The following is a 17,554-nucleotide window of genomic DNA, read 5'->3' on the forward strand; positions in this document are numbered from 1 at the left end:
GGGTCGGGCGTGGCCGGCCCTCGCGGTCGTTCCGATCCCACCACGCCGCCATCTCCTTGCATCGAAAAACTCTCCGGTCCCTGGTCGAACGAGGCGTCAGACCTCCATCAACTCGGCTTCCTTGCGCTTGACCAGCTCGTCGATCGACGCGGTGTACTTGGACGTGGTCTTGTCGAGCTCGTTCTCGGCGCGCACGACCTCGTCCTCGCCTGCTTCGCCGTCCTTCTGGATGCGCTTGAGCTCTTCCATGGTCTTGCGACGAACGTTGCGGATGGACACCTTCGCGTCCTCGCCCTTGCCCTTCGCCTGCTTCACAAACTCGCGGCGGCGCTCCTCCGTCAGCTGCGGCACACCGATACGGATCAGGTTGCCGTCGTTGGTCGGGTTGACGCCGAGATCGGAGTTCCTGATGGCCGTCTCGATCGGTCCGAGCTGCGCCTGCTCGTACGGCTTGATGACGACGAGGCGAGCCTCGGGAACGTTGATGCTCGCGAGCTGCGTGATGGGTGTCGGCGCGCCGTAGTAGTCGACGACGATGCGGTTGAACATGCCGGGGTTCGCACGACCGGTACGGATGGTCGACAGGTCGTCCCGGGCTACGGTGACCGCCTTCTCCATTCGTTCCTCGGCGTCGAAGAGCGCTTCGTCGATCACGATCTGTCCTCCATCGTCTTCGTTCGTGTTGCTGGCAAGTCTGTGTCCGTGGTCAGCCCGGTCACGACTGGACCAGTGTTCCGATCTTCTCACCCGCGACCGCGCGAGCGATGTTGCCCTGAGTCAGCAGATTGAACACCATGATCGGCATCTGGTTGTCCATGCAGAGGCTGAAAGCAGTCGCGTCGGCGACCTTCAGCCCTTTCTCGATGACCTGACGGTGCGTGATCGAGTCGTACATCGTCGCGTCGGGATCGATACGGGGATCGGCCGAGTACACACCGTCGACGGCCTTCGCCATCAGGAGTACCTCGGCGCCGATCTCGAGCGCGCGCTGCGCTGCGGTGGTGTCGGTCGAGAAGTACGGCATACCCATGCCTGCACCGAAGATGACGACTCGGCCCTTCTCGAGGTGCCTGCGGGCACGCAACGGCAGGTACGGTTCGGCGACCTGGCCCATCGTGATGGCGGTCTGCACGCGAGTGGCGACGCCCTGCTTTTCGAGGAAGTCCTGTAGCGCAAGGCAGTTCATGACCGTTCCGAGCATGCCCATGTAGTCCGACCTGGACCGGTCCATGCCTCGCACCTGCAGTTCGGCGCCGCGGAAGAAGTTGCCACCGCCGATGACGACGGCTACCTGAACGCCGGTGCCGACGACCTCGGCGATCTGCTCTGCGACGTTGTTGACGACGTCCGGGTCGAGGCCGACTTGCCCTCCGCCGAACATTTCACCACCCAGCTTGAGCATCACACGCTTGAATCCGGGGCGGTCGGTGGCGGGATCGGTCATTGCTCTCCTCGGTACTCGCCTGTCGAATGCGCACGGTGAACACGGCGCGTTCACCTACGCCGTCACCCTTATCCTGCCTTATTCGGGACACGACCGACGCATCCGCCATGCGTGACGTGACGCGCCCGCGGGGAATGTCCCCACACAGCGATGCCGCTCGCCCGGCTGTTCGGCCGGGCGAGCGGCATCGCGCGTGTTACTGGTGTGAAGCCGGGATCAGTTGGAGCCGACCTCGAAGCGAGCGAAACGAACCAGGGTGACGCCTGCCTCGTCGAGGATCGCCTTCACGGTCTTCTTCGAGTCCTGGACCGAAGACTGCTCGGTCAGCACGACGTCCTTGAAGAAGCCGTTGACGCGGCCTTCGATGATCTTCGGCAGTGCCTGCTCGGGCTTGCCCTCTTCGCGAGCGGTCTCCTCGGCGATGCGACGCTCCGACGCGACGATCTCCTCGGGGACCTCGTCGCGCGTGACGTACTTGGCCTTGAGCGCGGCAACCTGCATGGCAGCACCGCGAGCGGCCTCGGCTGCCGCCTCGCCCTCTCCGGTGTACTCGACGAGCACGCCGACGGCGGGCGGCAGGTCTGCGCTGCGCTTGTGCAGGTACGTGGCGACCGGTCCGTCGAAGGACACGACGCGACGGATCTCGAGCTTCTCGCCGATCTTGGCCGAGAGCTCCTGCAGAGCGGTGTCGACGGTCTTGCCGTTCAGATCGAGCGCCTTCAGAGCGTCGACGTCGGCGGGCTTGCCGGCCTCGGCAACAGCGGCGACCGAGTCGGCGAACGCCTGGAACTCTTCGTTCTTCGCGACGAAGTCGGTCTCCGAGTTGATCTCGACCAGAACGCCGCCCTTGGCGACGACGAGGCCCTCGGCGGTGGAACGCTCGGCACGCTTGCCGACGTCCTTCGCGCCCTTGATGCGAAGCTGCTCGACGGCCTTGTCGAAGTCGCCGTCGGTCTCCGCGAGTGCGTTCTTGCAGTCCATCATTCCGGAGCCGGTGAGCTCGCGGAGCCGCTTGACGTCAGCGGCGGTGTAGTTCGCCATGTTGGGCGACCCTCCTCGAATGCTGTGGGTGGGCAGAGCTTGAATCTCGGTGATCCGCAAGAAAGGTCCCGAGCGGCGTGGTCACGCCGTTCGGGACCTTCGAAGATCATGCCTGAGTTGCGGACGCTTCTCCGGCCGGAGCATCGGCGACCGGCGCCTCGGCAGCAGCTTCCTGCGTGGCCTCGGCTGCGGGCGACGCCTGTGCCAGCTGCTCGAGCTCCCACTCGGCGAGCGGCTCGCCTGCGCCGACCTCGGGCTTGGCGTCGGACGAGGTGTTCAGTCCGGCGCGAGCCTGGACACCCTCGGCGACAGCCGAAGCGACGACCTTGGTCAGCAGTGCAGCGGAACGGATCGCATCGTCGTTGCCCGGGATCGGGTAGTCGACGACGTCGGGGTCGCAGTTGGTGTCCAGGATCGCGATGACCGGGATCTTCAGCTTGCGAGCCTCGCCGACGGCGATGTGCTCCTTGTTGGTGTCGACGATCCAGATGGCCGACGGAACCTTGGCCATGTCGCGGATACCACCGAGGGTGCGATCCAGCTTGGTCATCTCACGCGTGAGCATGAGGATTTCCTTCTTGGTGCGTCCCTCGAAGCCACCGGTCTGCTCCATGGCCTCGAGCTCCTTGAGGCGGAGAAGACGCTTGTGAACCGTCTGGAAGTTGGTGAGCATGCCACCGAGCCAGCGCTGGTTCACGTAGGGCATTCCCACGCGAGTGGCCTCGGCTGCGATGGACTCCTGAGCCTGCTTCTTCGTGCCGACGAACAGGACCGTGCCGCCGTGAGCGACAGTCTCCTTGACGAACTCGTAGGCCTTGTCGATGAAGGTCAGCGTCTGCTGCAAGTCGATGATGTAGATGCCGTTGCGGTCGGTGAAGATGAAACGCTTCATCTTCGGGTTCCAGCGACGGGTCTGATGTCCGAAGTGTGTGCCGCTGTCGAGCAGCTGCTTCATGGTTACTACAGCCATGGCTGAAGAACTCTCTTTCGATTGCCGGTTGATGCAGGGTGTCGTTCGACCCCTGCCCTGGCGACCGCTGACTGTCGGACCCACTTCGAGAAGCAGGACCGCCCGACAGCCGGGTCGTGCGACGATGCCACGGAAACGATGGCTGCCACATGACGCGGACGCGCGAAGTCGACCCATGCATGCACAGGCCGCTCGACAAGTGTAGACCTCGCGCGCCCGACTACATAACCAGGCCCGATGGTCAAGGGCGAACGACATCTGTGGACGGATTTCTCGTTCGTCCACAGATATCGATTCGACGCTGGGACGGCATCGATCTCGGGTGACCCTGGACTGTATGAAACGCCTGCTCACGGTCTTCGTGGCCGCCGCCGTCATCACGCACTGCACGACGGACGCCGACGCGTCTCCCGGCGACCGCTTCGTCTGGCCGCTCGCCCCGCGGCCCGCGGTGGTCGGCCCGTTCGACCCACCCGAGCACGACTGGCTTCCTGGCCACCGCGGAGTCGATCTCGCCGGCGCGGCGGGGCAGACCGTTCGGGCGGCGGGCGACGGAACCGTCGTGTTCGCCGGATCCGTCGCGGGCAAACCCGTCGTGTCGATCGACCATCCGAACGGACTGCGGACGACGTACGAACCGGTGCTCGCGGTCGTCTCCCCCGGTGACCGCGTCCGACCCGGCACGACGATCGGGACGGTGGAACCGGGACACCCGGGGTGCGCGGACAGTTGTCTGCACTGGGGTGTCCGGCGAGGGCGTGAGTATCTGGATCCGCTGCGGCTGGTCGGCGCGTCGAGGATCGTGCTCAAACCCCTTGCGCCGGCGGACGGGAATTAACGCCAGCTCGGGCCGGAGTGCCGACCCGTGGCGGCCGGGAAGTCGTCGGCCACCATGGCAGCCAGTTCGACGAACGCCGCACGCGTCTGTGGACGCATCGAATTCAAGTCGACGACGGCACCCTCGGCGAGATGTTCGTCGAACGGAACCACGAGCACTGCGCGGCAGCGCTCGAGGAAGTGTTGGGTGAGCAGGTTCATGTCGACCGCCGACGAGCCCGGCCGTACCGAGCTGATGACGACGACCGTGCGCTCGACCAGATGACCGTAGCCGTGCAACTGCAGCCAATCCAGGGTGGCCGCGGCGCTGCGCGCCCCGTCCACCGCGGGTGACGAGACCAGCACGAGCGCGTTGGCCAACTGCAGAACGCCGTTCATCGCCGAGTGCATGATGCCGGTGCCGCAGTCCGTCAGAATCAGGTTGTAGTACACCTGCAGCATCTCGATGACGGACCGGTAGTCCTTCTCGTCGAACGCCTCGGACGCAGCCGGATCCCGTTCTCCCGCAAGCACTTCGAGTCGACTCGGCGCCTGCGACGTGTGCGCCCTGATGTCCGAGTAGCGCTTGATGTTCGGTGCGTCGGCGAGGAGGTCCCGCACCGTCGACGACGTCTGGCGCGGCACCCGCTCGCCGAGTGTGCCGAAATCCGGATTGGCGTCGACGGCGATGACGCAGTCCCCCCGGAGCGACGCGAAGGTGGACCCGAGACCGAGCGTCGTCGTGGTCTTGCCGACCCCACCCTTCAAGGACAGGAACGCGATCCGGTAATCCCCCATGACCGGTTGCCGAATGCGATCCACCTGGTTGCGGTAACGCTCCTCGGCCGTCGATTCACCGGGGTTGATTACACCGCCGGTGAGGCGGTGCACTCCGCGACGCCACCCCGACGCCGACGTCCGACGCGGCCGCTTGAGCAGCGAATCGGGAGCGAGATCCTGGCTCGTCGGCTGATGGTGCGGGACGCCGGGAAACGAGTTCGTGTGCGGCTGACCGGGCGCAGCGGCCGGGTCGGCCCACGGCGGAGTCCAGTTCCGCGGGCTGTGCGATCGCGAGTCCTCGGATCGCGCCTGACCCTGCGGCCCGGACGGCTGAGCAGGTTCCGGGTTCGCCGCCGAATTCTCCGTCGGAGGCGTGTACCGCGGTGGACGGCGATCCGGACGTGGGGTCTGCCACGGCGGGGCCTGGCGGTCGCCGTTCATCGGCGGTTCTCCAGCCTGGAACGAGGTGGACCCGGCAGGTGCGGGATCGATGGGCACCGGGTTGGAACGAAACGGCCGCCCCGGCCTGATCTGGTCACGGATCGACCACGCGGCTGACGTGCCTTGTGGTTCTTCGCGGTCCACGGTGCCCCCCGGTATACGAATTGCGGGTCGAAATCTGACGTCGATACGTATGCGCCCGACAATACTGTGCACGCGGTTTGTTTCGCTACGACGCTACCAAATCCCGGCAGCCCGGCCGGTGACGTCACCCCCGCGGATGCGCTCGGTCGTGGACGGTGCGTAGTCGTTCCACGGACACGTGGGTGTAGATCTGTGTCGTCGCCAGGGATGCGTGACCGAGCAATTCCTGCACCACGCGTAGATCGGCGCCACCTTCCAGCAGGTGCGTCGCCGCGGAGTGCCGGAGGCCGTGCGGGCCCATGTCGGGCGCACCGGGCACCGAGTCCAGGACGTCGTGCACCGCCGTTCGAGCTTGGCGAGGGTCGATTCGCCCGCCGCGCTTGCCCAGCAGCAGCGCCGAACCCGACCGCTCGGTGGCCAGCGCCGGTCGCCCGAACGCGATCCACGCGTCGAGTGCCTGGTGCGCAGGCAGCCCGTACGGCGCCGATCGCTCCTTGTCCCCCTTGCCGATAACGCGTACCAGTCGACGCCCGGTGTCGACGTCGTCCACGTCGAGTCCGCACAGTTCGCTGACTCGAATTCCCGTGGCGTACAACATCTCGACGATCAGTCTGTCCCGCAGGGCGATCGGATCTCGTTCGGCTGCACCCGATTCCGCAGCCGACAACGCGTCCGACGCCTGCGACTTCTTCAGCACGGCAGGCAGCGCTCGTTTCGCCGACGGGGAGGACAGACGAAGCGCAGGATCGGTGTCGAGGTAACCGGTTCGCGTCAGCCACGCGGTGAATGCCCTCGCGGACGATGTTCGACGCGCCATCGACGATCGCGCCGAACCGGCCCGCGACTGGTGTGCGAGCCATGCGCGAAGCACGCGGAGACTCAGGTCGGACACCTCGTCCGAGTCCTCTTCGTGCACCAGATAGGCCAGGAGCGACTCGGCGTCGGCGACATACGCGCGAATCGTGTTGGCCGACCGACTTCGTCCGAGCCGGAGGTGCTCGGCGTAGTCGTCGAGGAGCGCTCGAAACGTCGGTGTCAGCTCGTCGGACATCGGTTCAGCGTGGCCCCTCGGAGCCGACCGAGCAACCGGGCGCGCCGGGGAGCCGTCGCCTCGCCGGTCGCCCGATCGGGTCGACGATCAGCTCGACGATCAGCTCGACGCGCCGGCCTCGGCCTCGGCCAGCTCGCGCTTCCACACGCGGAACGTCTCCTCGGTGCGGCCGCGACGCCAGTACCCGGAGATCGACGCCCACTCGGCCGACACGCCGCGCTCTTTTCGGATGTAGCCGCGCAGATTGTGCATGACGGCCTGCGCCTCACCGTGGATGAAGACCTGAGCCTGGCCGGGCAACCATTCGGTGTTCCGTACCGCCTCGATCAGCGGCGCGTTGTCGCCTGCCTTGTCGTCGGTGATCTCGTTGGAACCCGCACCACGATGGATCCACGTGACGTCGACGAGGGCGAGCGTCTCCATGTAGATCTCGTCCTTACGATCCGCGACCTCGACGAAGACCTTGGCGATCGCGTCCTCGGGGAGCGCCTCGACGGCCGCCGAGATCGCGGGGATCGCGGACTCGTCACCGGCGAACAGATGCCAGTCGGCGTCCGCGCGTGGTGTGTACGCGCCCGCGGGGCCGTACAGGCTGATCGTGTCTCCCGGTTGCGCGTGGGCAGCCCACGGACCCGCGACACCCTCGTCGCCGTGCACGACGAAATCGATCGCGATCTCACGCGCATCGGTATTAACCGACCGAATCGTGTACGTGCGCTTGATCTCGTCGTCCTCGGTTCCGAAGATCAATTTGACGTACGAATCGGTGTAGTCGACCGGCTCGAAGTCGTCGAATCCGGGATCGCCCAGGTAGACCCGCTGCATGTGGGGGGTCAGCGCCTCCGTCCGGAGGACGGTCAGGGTGGTCTTGCGTCGTGCCACGTGTTCAGCCTTTCCGAGCTGCTCCAGCGCTACCAGATAGCTATTCGAGTAAGCATTGCCTAATCAGGCTACCGGTACCGATATGCGTCCGGGTCGTTCACGTCCCGACCACGCGGTACCAGCCGGTGTCGTCGCTAGCGACGAAGCCGTCGAGTTCCAGGAGCGGTAGGACCGAACGCACCTTCGCGATCGGCAGGGACGACCGCTCGGACAGTTCACGCGGAGACAACGTGCCCGACGCCGGAAGCGCTTCGTAGACCAGCAGCGCCGGTTCCGACAGCGCGTCGATATCGCGGAACATCGACGGTCGACCCTCGTCGGTTTCACCGACGACGCCTGCTTCGGCGACGACGTCGTGCGCGTCGGCGACGAGCCGAGCCTCCCCCTCGCGGATCATGCGGTGGCAGCCTTTCGACGACGCCGAGGTCACCGGACCCGGCACCGCCAACACCGGCCTTCCGAGCTTTCGCGCCCACGCCGCGGTGTTGCGTGCACCGCTACGCCACCCCGCTTCGACGACGACGACCGCCGAGCCGAGACTGGCGACGAGCCGGTTTCGCGCGAGAAACCGATGCTTCGCCGGCGTCGTTCCGGGCGCGTATTCGCTGATCACTGCGCCGGATTCCTTGATGCGGCCGAGCAGCCGCGCATGTCCCGACGGGTATGCCCGGTCGATTCCGCACGCCAGCACGGCCACCGTCGCACCTCCCACACCGAGGGCCGCACGGTGGGCGGCCGCGTCGATCCCGAACGCCCCGCCGGAGACGATCGTCCACCCGTCGACCGCCAGGTCACCCGAGATCTCCGCGGTCACATGTTCGCCGTAGGCGCTCGCCGCTCTCGTACCGACGATGGACACCGCTCGTTCCCCCAGCGTGTCGAGCGGTCCTCGCCCGAGCACCCACAGCGCGAACGGCGCGCAGTGGTCCGACGACGTCGGCATTCCTGCACCGTCGAACGACAGGAACTGCCATGTGGGCCATTCGTCGTCGTCCGGTGTGACGAGTCGACCGCCGAGCGACGCAACCAGATTCAGGTCGTCTTCGGCGGTGTCGATGTGCGCACGAACCTGTAGGCGCTCGCCGAATCGGCCGCGGGCCAGTTCGGCTCGCGCCTCCTGCGGCCCCGCCGCGACTGCGAACTCTGCCAGTTGTCGATGCGGCCCCTGCGCGACACGTGACAGATACGCCCACGCCAGCCTGCGATCGTCGTGTCCCGTCACGACATTCCCCTGTCTCGAAAATCGAGCGCCGCGCCGACCTCGTCGATGCCGGGCACGGTGCCGCCCGCCAGATCGCACAGGGTCCACGACACCCGCAGAGCGCGGTCCGCCCCTCGCGCGGTCAGCGATCCGTTCCGGAGCGCCCGCTCGATCGGTCTCACCGATTCCCGGGGCAGCGTGAACTTCTGGCGCAGTGCAGGACCCGGCACCTCTGCGTTGGTGCGCCATCCGTAGTCGCGCCAGCGTTCGGCTGCTGCATCACGTGCACCGGTAACCCGTGCCCTCACCACCTCGGTGGTCTCGCCCACGTCGTCCGTCAGAGCTCCTGTGGCGACCGCTTTCATCGCAATTCGGAGGTCGACGCGATCGAGCAGAGGCCCGGATAGTTTTCCGAGATATTTCCGTCGCACCGTCGGCGTGCAGACGCAGTCGACGTCGCGTGCGGGAGCGCACGGGCACGGATTGGCAGCGAGAACCAACTGGAATCGAGCCGGGTACCGCGCCACACCGTCGCGGCGCGCGATGCGAATCTCCCCGTCTTCCAACGGTGTTCGCAACGACTCGAGCACCTTCACGCCGATCTCGGCGCATTCGTCGGATATTCACAAACGCCCCACACATGTGAGACAATGGTAGGTACAATATGGGAGCGTCAAATCACCAGCCCGACAACATAATTCGCAGCGCAGCGATCTATGCTCGCATCAGCTCAGACAAGACCGGGGCTGGACTCGGCGTTGAGCGCCAGGAGGCCGACTGCCGCGAGTTGGCGGAGCGTCTTGGCTACCGCGTGACTCACGTTCTCAAGGACAACGACATCAGCGCCTACAGCGGCAAGCCCCGCCCTGGCTACCGGCGTCTCCTCGAATTGATGCAGAACGGCGAGATCGAAGTCGTCCTCGCCTGGCACACGGACCGCCTCCACCGCTCGATGGTCGAACTGGAGAACTACGTGACAGCGTCCGAACGCGGCGGCGTCACGACCCACACCGTGAAGGCAGGCCCGGTCGATTTATCGACGCCGTCCGGGAGGCTTGTGGCCCGTCAGCTCGGTGCTGTTGCGCGCTACGAAGTCGAGCACATGATCGAGCGTCAACGCGCAGCGAAGCTCAGTGCAGCAAAGCAGGGCAAATACCTCGGCGGCCAGCGGCCTTTTGGCTTCGAGCCAAAGCGCACCGCGATCCGTGAAAATGAAGCGGAGTTGCTTCGCGACATGGCCCACCGGATCATCGATGGCTACTCGTTCCGCACTGTCGCCGTAGACCTCAACCGCGGTGGCATCACGACACAGCACGGGAAGGAATGGAACGCACTGAAGGTCCGTAACGTGCTTACTCGCCCGATCAACGCGGGCATCGTCCTGCATCACGGGGTCGAGTACGACGCGCAGACGCCGGCCATCTTGACACGTGACGAGTGGACCCAGTTGAACGCTGCGATCCGCGACAATCGCCAGCGATCCAATCATCCCGGCACTTTCCGCAAGCACCTGCTTTCCGGCTTCGTGTACTGCGGTGGCTGCGGGGCGCGCATGTACAACAAGTCCAAGCAGCAGCGCGACGGCAGCATGAAGCCGCAGGTCTGGTGCCCCGGCAACAACGTCAACACGGGCATGCCAAGCGGGTGCGGAAAGGTCAGCCGCATGATGGACCCGATCGTCGACCTGGTGACGGAAGCCGTCATGCACCGTCTGGACTCACCACACCTCGCACAGGACCTTGAACGGCAGAAATCGACGAACAACCCGACTCGTGAGCTGGGACAGCACCTGCGCGTTCTCGAAGCACGTATGAGTGAACTGACGAACGACTACTACGTGACCAAGCTGCTCAGTCGGGACGAGTTCGAGACACTGCGCGAGTCAACCAAGGCAGAGATCACGGACACCGAGAAGCAGATCCAGGAGTTCACCTCGACCGCACTGCTCGGCGGCATTGACATCGGGGAGAGCGTCCGTGCCAAGTGGGAGTCCGAGAGTATCGAGTGGCGTCGAGATGTACTCAGCCACTTGATCGAACGAATCTATGTGCACCCGCGTGGAGCTACCTCAGGCTACAAAGTGCCGACCTACAAGCAGTGGAAGTTCGATGTGAAGCTGATAGACGTGAGGTGGAAGGTATAGCGCAGCCAACGATGAGCGCGTTGTCGAACTTGCTACGTGTAGGTGTGAGTAACCACAACTACTTCCCTGCTCGCCATATCTATGACGTTCTGTCAATCCGACCCCTGTTAAGACCACTCCCCTACTGACCGGGGAAGGGGAGTGCTCGCGGGTACCATCCCACCATGGCCGACATGACCGGACTGTGGATCAAGACCATCCAGCGTGGGGACCACACTCAGACCTACTACGCCGAGTTCCACTCAAACGGGACTGCGGCTGAGCGCCACTTCTTTCCGGAGGATCACAACAGCGGGGAACGTTGGGGGGCCAACTGGATCGTGATACACCCGATGAAGGTGCCGCACACCCTGTACTACGACGTGCCCACCGAGCACGGTCTCTACGTGAGCGTCGCACGGGAGCAAGACGGGCTCTGGATCGGAGTCGAAGGGCGACTGGAGCCTGGCGACCAGCGCGAGTACGACAGTCTTCGCGCACACCCGCTTCTGGCTCAGAACAAGCTGCGCAACCCCACACGAGTGGCTTTCGTGCGGGTCGGCAGCTAGACCTGAATAACTAACGTACTCAGTGCGCCCTGTCGAACTCATCGATCAAAGGCTGCGGGATGCGCCCACGGTCGTTGACTTCGTGACCATTCTGCCGCAGCCAGTGGCGGATAGCAGCCAGGTCTTCCTTGCTTCGGCCGCTGCCTGTGCCTGGCCGGCTGCGTCCACCACCCGAACGGGTCTTACCAACCTTGCGTGCTGAGTCGATGTACTTCTTGATTGAATCGTCGAACTTCTTAGCGTTCGCCGCCTTCAGGTCGATCTCGTAGTCCGTACCTCGGAACGAGAAGCTGATGGTGTCGATGTCAGCCTCGTCTACGACGGTGCCATCGAGATCGTCCATGTACTCAGTGAGCTGCACAACCTTCTTTGCCATGCGTCGAGTATAAGCATAAGAAGTTTGTTCAGTCTCCACGGCGGAGCGAACACACAAGTTATACAAAGAGCGCTCCGACTGTCTCGGAGCGCTCAGGCGCAGTCTCGTGATGCTAGGCAGCTACTTTATTGCAGTCCGTGTACTCGCTATCGACTTTACCGCACCGGCAACCGTGATCAGCCCGCTTGCTGCCAGGCCGTAGCCGATACCTTCGATCGGATTAGTCGCGTAGTACCCGGCCAGGCCGAGCATGCAGCCAACCGCCGCCGCACTGACGATTGTGACTACTGTCCACCAGTCACGTGTACGTGCTCGGTTTGACAGCTCGACGATTCCTGCGACGATCAGTAGAAATATTAGTTCTTCCATATCACCTCCTTCGGTGTATAAATTAGTTGTTCACGCTTGTGGTTTACTCGATAGCCGGTTTGTTCACCAGCGCCTTGATCTCCGCCACGATCTTCTGTGAGGTTGTCAGTGTCCGCCCACTGCGCCCCTCGTTGATGCCATTCATGTAGTAATGCTGAACCGCTTTCGCGAAGCCCTTCGCACCAAACGATTTACGTAGGTCGCCGTAGTTGGCGAGATACTCTTTGACATGGAAGTTCGGCGCACTCGGCCGACCTTCTCGGATTCCGCTAGCTTTCCAGTGTTCGGCGGCGTTCTTGGTTGTGAAGCCGGCCTTCTTCACGTCTGCGTTCTTGCTCAGGTAGTAGGCGGCGTTGAATACCGGTGCTGATTCTTCTATCACAATTTGATCCTCCTTCTTCTTAATCACTCGCTGTCCGTTCATATCTTCCGACCATCCGAGATACGTCATCCGATAGATGCGCTCAACGTCGGCGATAGAGCCGAGGGTGTCGTGAACGTTGCGCGCTGCGCTGTCCTGCGTCCATGGAGAGCTGTAGCAAATGCCATCCTTGTAGACGACGACGTGGCCATAGCGGACACCCGTCCAATAGCCGTCAAACCATACCGGCACATACACGCCACTCGGGATGTTTCGATCGGCATGATTGGTCTTGTTTCTATTCCAACCGTCCAGCGCATAGTCGCCTGTCCAGCCGAGACCGAAGGCTTTCTGGACATACGCAAGGCACATGCCAAGCTCAGCGAGGACGTTCAGGTTCGGCTGCTTTACCTGAACGAAGCCCATCTACACGTTCCTCATGTCTATGCAATCGGCCGGGACGAACCAGCTTGGTAGGCGGCTGCGGTATGGCCACGTGAGCAAGGCGCTATCTGGCTCGTCTGTGTACTTCGCTGAGTAGTAGCGAACATCTGTCATGTTCTCGTGGACCAGGACGCAGGCGAGCATCATGCTGCGACCATTGACGCCGGGCGCTCCTGGCAACCCTTGGGGACCTGCTTGACCTTGCGGACCCGGTGTTCCTGGGGTGCCCTGGATACTCTGACCGTCTCGGCCATCGACTCCGTCAACTCCATCCGCACCTGGGTCGCCAGTTTGGCCGTCAGCGCCATCTTCGCCGTCACGTCCAGCATGACCCCGAGGACCAGGCTCACCGGGCTCACCCTTCTCGCCTCGCGGGCCAGGTAATCCGTCCCTGCCGGCAACACCTGGTGTCGCCACCGTGATTGGGTCCTTACCTTGCTGCCGTAGCTCGTCGACACGCCGATAGTTCGTCATGACTATCCACGACATCCCCAGCAGAATAAGGAGAAGCAGGGCAGGAAACGCCAGACTACGCAGCCTCATTGCCCGCTCCCCTTGGCTGAGTTGACGATCAGCTGCCAAATAGTAAGCGCGACGATAGGCACGAAGGCGCTACCCATCGTCCACACGACTTTGGCATAGTTGGCAAGCGTCTTCTCGAGTGACTTGATTCGGCTCGATAGGTCCTGCTCGACGGTCTGGATTCGATTGTCGCGCTTTTCCAGCTGAAGGTCCAATTCGGTTTTCGTCGGGTACGTCTGACTCTGGGCCACTATCAAGGTCTTGAGTTCGTCTTGAGATTTCGATAGATTGTCAATCTTTTCCGATACAGCCTGAAGCTGATAACCGTTGACCGGTTGGAGAAGTTCGTCTTGATTAGAGCCGTTCACTACGATGTACCCATTACAGTTACATACGCCCTTGCCGTGCCACTACCGCTAGTAGTGGTGTAATTCAGATTGATTGCAGAAGTACTAGAAGACGTCACGGACACAACAACACGAGCTTCGCCTGTCATCGAGGTGGCTGTCGCAGTCACGCTTAGAATACTAGAAAGCACTCCGGTAGGTAAGCTCACATTTTGCGAGCCTGAGCTTGTCGACGTAGACCGAGCGTCTGTGCGGATGGTGAGTATCTTCACGGCACCTAGATCGACTACGTCCCACCCATCGGCTATAGTGGAAGCGACTTGAAGCTTTGCATTTGTTACTGCGTCATCAGCGATTTTCGTCGTCGATATAGACCCATCCGGTACCAGTCCAGCGCGGGTGACCTTTTTAGTGACATTGCCCGACACATCCACCACTGGAAAGAGGTCAGCGTCATCCGCTACGGTAAGTGCTGGTAAGTCGGTAACTTTCTTGTCTGCCACTGGCTATTCCTCGTTATTTAGTTATTGCCTTCTACACTCAACGTAACACTAAGACGGCGCAGTTGGAATATCTGCGACTACTTCGTTCGTTAGACTCTCCTCGACTTTCGAGAGCGAATCAATCTGTCGCTCCTGCACTTGACCCAACTCCACCGTGACTTCAGTAGCCGAGTAGCTATAGTTCACGATCTGGAGCGGTGGGAGTATGTCGATGAAGTTCCCGAAACCTGCGAAGCCGACCGTCTGACCAAGCTTGATGCTCTCAATGTCGTACTTCGCGGCGCTGATGACGAGCGGTGACGTGAAGATCGGTTCGGAGTAGTTGCTCAGCACCTTGTCCGCGCGACGCTGCATGCTTGCGTCCACCGTGTAGCGACGGTCGGTTATGCGCTCGATGCCCTGCCGCCACGTCGAGATACTCGTGGGATCGGTGTACTTCTTGAACTTCGTCGTGGCGACGTTGCCCGGAGTTGTCTCGCCACCTACGAAGTACACGACATTCTTGATGGACTCGATGCTGCGGCGCACGCGCAGTGACTTGATGTGCCGACCGAGTATGAAGGTGTGGTCGTACCCAGTGGACACGGGCCGCATGTAGATGAGGTTCTCCCCCACATGGCCGTACCAGTACCAACCATCCGGCGTCTGGTTGTAGATGCTGTCGATTGCCTCAAGCTTGGTGTTCAGTTGAAACTTGAGAGTCGCACTCACACCGGGCGCGACGATAGACGCCGAGTCATAGCTCATCACACCGGGATTCGCGTCGAGCACTGCCTTGAGCGTGGTGTCCAGGGCGCTGCTGGTGTAGCTCACGGTCGTCGTCTCCCCCGTGCGCACGACCTCCTGCGACAACTCATGTCCGTGTGAAGCCAGCGTGACCGAGACGCCGGCCTCATCGCCGTAGATCGACTCGTAATCCATGATGTAGCCGCTGAACACTCGGACGCCGAGCGGCGCACCTGAAGCGACGAGTAGATACTCCCCATCCTCGGTCGTGATCGGCTCCCCATCCTGAGTCACCAGACGGTCGAACTGGCCATAGTGCACGTAGATGTCGACGCGATAGTTGATGTCCACGTCGGTGTCTTGACCCACGCTGTTGGGGGTTTCGTACACCGTCACGAGCCGCTGGCCGTCCTCGGTCGTGATCGGCTCCCCCGCTTCAGTCAGCAGGTTCGCGCGGGCTTCCTTGGTCGAGTTCGGTGAGCGTGACAAGAATACCGTTGTGGTCGTGCCCGGAGTGTTGATCCGCTGCGTCCACTGCGGCGTGTCCTTCACGTCAGACCAGACGCCGATGTAGTTGCCCGCGGAGTCGTACACCTTGTACAGGTAGACCTTCTCGTCCTCCTTGCCGAGTGCGGACCAGTCAGTCGCGGGTGGCGGTGGGGGTGGTGACTGAGTGATGGTCGGCGCTTCTACTGCTGCTCCTGTCGCGATGCTGCCGAAGGCTGACATGAACATCGTGTGGAGGATCGTTCCGAAGGTCTCATCGCTCGGTATCGCTCCAGCGTCATTGATGAACTGAGTGGTGAAGCTGACGTTCGAGACAGATTCCGCCGATGCGATGCCATCCAGGCTGAAGACGAGCTTGGTGGTGAGGTCTCCGAACGCCTCTTCAGACGATGCTGACGAGACCGGAAGCGTCATGTTCATCTGTATCGATCCGAAAATCTGGCTGTTCAGAACACTGTCGACGGCCACGACCATCGCTGTCGCCCCGAGCGCCGATACCGACTCACCGCTGGCGATTCCGCCCAAAGTTGCTGCGAACAATGTCATTAGAGGGTTAGCCACTGCTTCATCGCTCGGTGCCGGATTGGGATAGATGATCATGTTGAGCTGAGGGTTAGCCACTGCTTCATCGCTCGGTGCCGCGTCGAGATTCACGTAGGTGATACCTGGTGAGAAGGACGGAGACTCAAACCACTCCGCGCTAGCAATGGGATCGACTTCTATTGCCTGGGGAGCTGCACTATACGTGATGCGCACTTCTCCGTAGTTTACGCGGAACTCGGTGCTACTCAGCGAGTAGTAAGCTCTCCACTCGACCTTCTCTATAATCGAGTCCGCGGGGATCTCCGAAACGTCGTAGCCTCGAATATAGAGTTGCGAGTAGTTGTAACTTGCACTCACTCCAGACGACGCCCACGGTGATAGACGCAGTTTCGTGGCCACCTGGCTGTAGGTTATCGCACCGCCATCGTAACTAGTGAATGATCCCGTGGCGATTTTGTTACTGCCAATGCTAATTTGGGTCGTGTCCGCAGAAGAACCAGAGTCACTCAACCAGACACTCAGACCCCGAACATAAGTGGTGGCGTTTGATAAGGGCGTGCTTGCTTCATTTCCGTCGTTCAGCAGCGCAGCAGAGGCGTTGGTCCACGTAGTGGCATTTCCGTTCCAAGCTGGGGTCTGGACAAATGTCGGCGATAGCCATGCTGTAGTGACAGACGTAGCCATCTAGGAAGCCCTCCGGAGGTATTGCGCAGCCCGGTCCAAGATGTCTGCGTCGTCATTGAACTTACCTAGCCCCAAATTGCACGATGCACAGAGCAATCCTCGAACCGCGCCAGTAGCGTGGTCGTGGTCGACATGAGCAGAGTTCCTATAATTACCTGTTGTTTGCAGGTGCGTATTGCAAATCGCACAGTTCCCATGTTGGCGTTCGAGCATCTGTGTGAAGTCTCCGTGCGTAAGCCCGTAGTTCTTCTTGCGCATCCACCTTCGGTTTCGCTCCTGTCGACTAAGAACGTGTCTCGAAGACACGCCCGCACACGCTCGACTACAGAACTTCCGTCGTTCCTTTGCATTTTCAGGTAGGGCTTTCTGACAGACTGCACAACTTTTGTAACGCCGAACCTTAGACATCTCAGCCGCACAAAATCGGGAACATGTGCGCGCATCCGCACGTCCCACGATAGTGTCTCCACAGAAAGCACAGAGTACCGACACCCGTGGCCGATCACTACTGTACCAACAAGCGATGGAGCAGAACCGTCCCGTGGTTTTAGCTTTGCGGGTAAACACCTTGCCGCACTCCACGCAGGTTGCGATGCCACGCCTACACACGGTGCTGCAATACTTTTGACGCTGACTGCTCGGCATATATGTGAGCCCACAAACGACACAGCTCTTTTCGATTAGTGGAGGTAAGGGCATTCCTCTTACCCC

18 protein-coding genes and 1 pseudogene are annotated in these 17,554 nt (G+C 62.1%); 3 read left to right on the forward strand and 16 right to left on the reverse strand.

Annotated elements, in window-relative coordinates; translation table 11 throughout:
* Nucleotides 1-96: 96 nt before the first annotated feature.
* The 4 genes from frr to rpsB form a co-directional block, all read right to left on the reverse strand.
* Complete coding sequence (gene frr, locus RhoFasB10_RS16015) at nucleotides 97-654, reverse strand: ribosome recycling factor (RefSeq protein ID WP_068428610.1); 558 nt, start codon at nucleotides 652-654, stop codon at nucleotides 97-99.
* 61 nt (nucleotides 655-715) lie between these two features.
* Nucleotides 716-1,444 carry a UMP kinase gene (pyrH, locus tag RhoFasB10_RS16020; protein ID WP_068428607.1) on the reverse strand — a complete coding sequence of 243 codons (729 nt, stop codon included), beginning with the start codon at nucleotides 1,442-1,444 and terminating at the stop codon, nucleotides 716-718.
* Nucleotides 1,445-1,660: 216 nt separating this feature from the next.
* Nucleotides 1,661-2,485: a translation elongation factor Ts gene (gene tsf, locus RhoFasB10_RS16025; protein WP_068428604.1), complete on the reverse strand. Its 825-nt coding sequence runs from the start codon at nucleotides 2,483-2,485 to the stop codon at nucleotides 1,661-1,663.
* A 106-nt stretch (nucleotides 2,486-2,591) separates the two neighbouring features.
* Nucleotides 2,592-3,455 (reverse strand): 30S ribosomal protein S2, encoded by an 864-nt coding sequence (rpsB, locus tag RhoFasB10_RS16030; RefSeq protein WP_068428601.1) that lies wholly within the window; start codon nucleotides 3,453-3,455, stop codon nucleotides 2,592-2,594.
* A 337-nt stretch (nucleotides 3,456-3,792) separates the two neighbouring features.
* On the opposite strand from rpsB, the gene RhoFasB10_RS16035 reads away from it, so the two are divergent.
* Nucleotides 3,793-4,293 (forward strand): M23 family metallopeptidase, encoded by a 501-nt coding sequence (locus tag RhoFasB10_RS16035; RefSeq protein WP_068428598.1) that lies wholly within the window; start codon nucleotides 3,793-3,795, stop codon nucleotides 4,291-4,293.
* On the opposite strand, the gene RhoFasB10_RS16040 is transcribed toward RhoFasB10_RS16035, so the two are convergent.
* From RhoFasB10_RS16040 to RhoFasB10_RS16060, 5 genes and pseudogenes are all read right to left on the reverse strand, one after another.
* Nucleotides 4,290-5,492, reverse strand: a complete 1,203-nt coding sequence (locus tag RhoFasB10_RS16040) for a MinD/ParA family protein (protein ID WP_206031001.1) — start codon at nucleotides 5,490-5,492, stop codon at nucleotides 4,290-4,292. The two genes, RhoFasB10_RS16035 and RhoFasB10_RS16040, sit on opposite strands and share 4 nt — an antisense overlap.
* Nucleotides 5,493-5,760: 268 nt before the next feature.
* The gene (locus RhoFasB10_RS16045) at nucleotides 5,761-6,687 is read right to left on the reverse strand and encodes a tyrosine recombinase XerC (RefSeq protein WP_068428592.1); all 927 of its coding nucleotides are present in this window, start codon (nucleotides 6,685-6,687) and stop codon (nucleotides 5,761-5,763) included.
* A gap of 99 nt (nucleotides 6,688-6,786) precedes the next feature.
* Nucleotides 6,787-7,569 (reverse strand): siderophore-interacting protein, encoded by a 783-nt coding sequence (locus RhoFasB10_RS16050; RefSeq protein ID WP_068428589.1) that lies wholly within the window; start codon nucleotides 7,567-7,569, stop codon nucleotides 6,787-6,789.
* Nucleotides 7,570-7,666: 97 nt separating this feature from the next.
* Nucleotides 7,667-8,791, reverse strand: a complete 1,125-nt coding sequence (gene dprA / locus RhoFasB10_RS16055) for a DNA-processing protein DprA (RefSeq protein WP_068428586.1) — start codon at nucleotides 8,789-8,791, stop codon at nucleotides 7,667-7,669.
* A pseudogene (locus tag RhoFasB10_RS16060) lies at nucleotides 8,788-9,387 on the reverse strand (ATP-binding protein); the annotation flags it as partial. The pseudogene RhoFasB10_RS16060 and the gene dprA, both read right to left, overlap by 4 nt.
* Before the next feature lie 47 nt (nucleotides 9,388-9,434).
* Between RhoFasB10_RS16060 and RhoFasB10_RS16065 the strand changes: the two are divergent.
* Together RhoFasB10_RS16065 and RhoFasB10_RS16070 are read left to right on the forward strand one after the other, a co-directional pair.
* On the forward strand, nucleotides 9,435-10,913 hold the full coding sequence (locus RhoFasB10_RS16065; RefSeq protein WP_167677242.1) for a recombinase family protein: 1,479 nt from the start codon (nucleotides 9,435-9,437) through the stop codon (nucleotides 10,911-10,913).
* 164 nt (nucleotides 10,914-11,077) lie between these two features.
* Complete coding sequence (locus tag RhoFasB10_RS16070) at nucleotides 11,078-11,461, forward strand: hypothetical protein (RefSeq protein ID WP_167677244.1); 384 nt, start codon at nucleotides 11,078-11,080, stop codon at nucleotides 11,459-11,461.
* A gap of 19 nt (nucleotides 11,462-11,480) precedes the next feature.
* Here RhoFasB10_RS16070 and RhoFasB10_RS16075 read toward each other — a convergent pair whose 3' ends face one another.
* The 7 genes from RhoFasB10_RS16075 to RhoFasB10_RS26805 form a co-directional block, all read right to left on the reverse strand.
* A complete protein-coding gene (locus tag RhoFasB10_RS16075; protein ID WP_167677246.1) occupies nucleotides 11,481-11,837 on the reverse strand; it encodes an Lsr2 family protein in 357 nt (118 codons plus the stop codon).
* A 120-nt stretch (nucleotides 11,838-11,957) separates the two neighbouring features.
* Nucleotides 11,958-12,206, reverse strand: a complete 249-nt coding sequence (locus RhoFasB10_RS16080) for a hypothetical protein (protein WP_167677248.1) — start codon at nucleotides 12,204-12,206, stop codon at nucleotides 11,958-11,960.
* A gap of 43 nt (nucleotides 12,207-12,249) precedes the next feature.
* Entirely contained in the window at nucleotides 12,250-12,993 is a 744-nt protein-coding gene (locus RhoFasB10_RS16085) for a hypothetical protein (RefSeq protein ID WP_167677250.1), read from the reverse strand.
* A 161-nt stretch (nucleotides 12,994-13,154) separates the two neighbouring features.
* Entirely contained in the window at nucleotides 13,155-13,370 is a 216-nt protein-coding gene (locus RhoFasB10_RS26390; protein WP_240931150.1) for a hypothetical protein, read from the reverse strand.
* Nucleotides 13,371-13,550: 180 nt separating this feature from the next.
* Entirely contained in the window at nucleotides 13,551-13,901 is a 351-nt protein-coding gene (locus RhoFasB10_RS16095; RefSeq protein ID WP_167677254.1) for a hypothetical protein, read from the reverse strand.
* Nucleotides 13,902-14,431: 530 nt separating this feature from the next.
* Nucleotides 14,432-16,270, reverse strand: a complete 1,839-nt coding sequence (locus RhoFasB10_RS16100) for a hypothetical protein (RefSeq protein ID WP_167677256.1) — start codon at nucleotides 16,268-16,270, stop codon at nucleotides 14,432-14,434.
* Nucleotides 16,271-16,843: 573 nt separating this feature from the next.
* Nucleotides 16,844-17,542, reverse strand: a complete 699-nt coding sequence (locus tag RhoFasB10_RS26805) for an endonuclease VII domain-containing protein (RefSeq protein ID WP_346764410.1) — start codon at nucleotides 17,540-17,542, stop codon at nucleotides 16,844-16,846.
* Between the last annotated feature and the right edge of the window lie 12 nt (nucleotides 17,543-17,554).

It is taken from the genome of Rhodococcus sp. B10, assembly GCF_011770055.1.
GTDB classification, from domain to species: Bacteria; Actinomycetota; Actinomycetes; order Mycobacteriales; family Mycobacteriaceae; genus Rhodococcoides; species Rhodococcoides kyotonensis_B.

Excerpts from the sequence above, each read along its gene's own strand:
- RhoFasB10_RS16035 (WP_068428598.1), top strand. The coding sequence starts at position 3,793 with ATGAAACGCCTGCTCACGGTCTTCGTGGCCGCCGCCGTCATCACGCAC.
- RhoFasB10_RS16065 (WP_167677242.1), top strand. The coding sequence starts at position 9,435 with ATGGGAGCGTCAAATCACCAGCCCGACAACATAATTCGCAGCGCAGCG.
- pyrH (WP_068428607.1), bottom strand. The coding sequence starts at position 1,444 with ATGACCGATCCCGCCACCGACCGCCCCGGATTCAAGCGTGTGATGCTC.
- RhoFasB10_RS26805 (WP_346764410.1), bottom strand. The coding sequence starts at position 17,542 with ATGCCCTTACCTCCACTAATCGAAAAGAGCTGTGTCGTTTGTGGGCTC.
- RhoFasB10_RS16040 (WP_206031001.1), bottom strand. The coding sequence starts at position 5,492 with ATGAACGGCGACCGCCAGGCCCCGCCGTGGCAGACCCCACGTCCGGAT.
- RhoFasB10_RS16070 (WP_167677244.1), top strand. The coding sequence starts at position 11,078 with ATGGCCGACATGACCGGACTGTGGATCAAGACCATCCAGCGTGGGGAC.
- RhoFasB10_RS16075 (WP_167677246.1), bottom strand. The coding sequence starts at position 11,837 with ATGGCAAAGAAGGTTGTGCAGCTCACTGAGTACATGGACGATCTCGAT.
- RhoFasB10_RS16045 (WP_068428592.1), bottom strand. The coding sequence starts at position 6,687 with ATGTCCGACGAGCTGACACCGACGTTTCGAGCGCTCCTCGACGACTAC.
- tsf (WP_068428604.1), bottom strand. The coding sequence starts at position 2,485 with ATGGCGAACTACACCGCCGCTGACGTCAAGCGGCTCCGCGAGCTCACC.
- RhoFasB10_RS16080 (WP_167677248.1), bottom strand. The coding sequence starts at position 12,206 with ATGGAAGAACTAATATTTCTACTGATCGTCGCAGGAATCGTCGAGCTG.
- RhoFasB10_RS16085 (WP_167677250.1), bottom strand. The coding sequence starts at position 12,993 with ATGGGCTTCGTTCAGGTAAAGCAGCCGAACCTGAACGTCCTCGCTGAG.
- rpsB (WP_068428601.1), bottom strand. The coding sequence starts at position 3,455 with ATGGCTGTAGTAACCATGAAGCAGCTGCTCGACAGCGGCACACACTTC.